Raw genomic sequence first — 1362 nt, 5'->3', positions numbered from 1 at the left:
CCGGTGCGGACGGCGCCGAGGTGCCGGGCGGGTCCGACCCGGTCCCGTCGGAGGGCGACGGCCCGACCCGCTGACGGTCCGGGCCCGGTCCGACGTGGGGCGGGGCGGATCGCCCAGGGGCGCGTCGGCGGGAGGTGCGCGGTGACGTGAGCGCTCAGCCGAACGCGAGCCCGACCGCCGCCGCGACGCCCCAGGCCAGCAGGAGCAGGCCGGTGTCCTTGAGGACCGGGATGAGCGCGGGGCCCTGTGCCCCGCCGAGCACGATCCGCACCGGCCGCACGGCGGCGGGCAGCGCGAGCAGCGCCACCAGCAGGCCCGGCCGGTCGAACGCGGCACCGACCGCGACGACGAACGGCACCAGCACCAGCGCGAGGTAGAGCATCCGGGTGCCGTGGTCCCCGAGCCGCACCGCGAGGGTCCGCTTGCCGACGACCCGGTCGCCCGGGATGTCCCGCAGGTTGTTCGCGACCAGCACCGCGCACGTCAGCAGCCCGACACCGGCCGCGGCCCCGACGGCGGCGGCGTCGACGCGCCCGGCCTGGGTCAGCATGGTGCCCAGGACCGCGACCGGGCCGAAGAACACGAACACCGCGACCTCGCCGAGCCCGGCGTAGCCGTAGGGCCGCGAGCCGCCGGTGTAGTACCAGGCGCCGACGATGCACAGCGCCCCGACGAGCAGCAGCCACCACTGGCCGGAGACCGCCGTGAGCACCAGCCCGGCGACGGCGGCGACCCCGAAGCAGGCGAACGCCGCGGCCTTCACCGTGGCCGGTTCGGCGGCTTGGGAGCCGACCAGACGCTGGGGGCCGACACGGTCGTCGTCGGTGCCGCGGATGCCGTCGGAGTAGTCGTTGGCGAAGTTCACCCCGATCACCAGCGCGACCGCCACCAGGACGGCGAGCAGCGCGGAACCGGGGGCGAGGGCGCCCGCGCCGAGCGCGGCGCCGGTCCCGACGAGGACGGGGGAGATCGCGGTGGGGAGGGTGCGCGGCCGCGCACCCTCGACCCACTCTGCCGTGGTGGCCACCCCGGCAACCTATCCCGCCGCGCCGCCGTGCGACGGAACCGTCCCACGGCACGGCCACACCCCTGCGCCGGTCGGCACACCCGTTGCAACAGGTGTGCGGACCGGCAAAGGGGTGTGGTTGTCCATGCCAGGTCCGGGGACGCACCTGTGCTGCGGTGCGACGGGGCCGGGAGGGCGGTCAGGAGGTGCCGGAGGGGGCGCGCTGGGCGGAGCCGGGGCTCACCCGGGCGGCCTGGCTGTCGCCGTCGGGGGCCTCGGCCGCGGGTGTGGGCGCGGCGGTGGACCCGGGTGAGGGGGTGCCCGCCGTGGCCCCGCCGGCGGTCGGTGTTCCGGCT

At 77.4% G+C, this 1362-nt stretch carries 1 protein-coding gene; it reads right to left on the bottom strand.

Features of this window, described 5'->3' with window-relative positions; genetic code table 11:
- Positions 1-154 precede the first annotated feature (154 nt).
- Positions 155-1027 (bottom strand): 1,4-dihydroxy-2-naphthoate polyprenyltransferase, encoded by an 873-nt coding sequence (locus GTW08_RS26420; RefSeq protein ID WP_073576555.1) that lies wholly within the window; start codon positions 1025-1027, stop codon positions 155-157.
- Positions 1028-1362: the final 335 nt, after the last annotated feature.

This window comes from Pseudonocardia sp. SID8383 (assembly GCF_009864975.1).
Taxonomy (GTDB): domain Bacteria; phylum Actinomycetota; class Actinomycetes; order Mycobacteriales; family Pseudonocardiaceae; genus Pseudonocardia; species Pseudonocardia alni.
The sequence above is the reverse complement of the archived record's forward strand: the minus strand, read 5'-3'. Positions and strand labels throughout refer to the sequence as shown.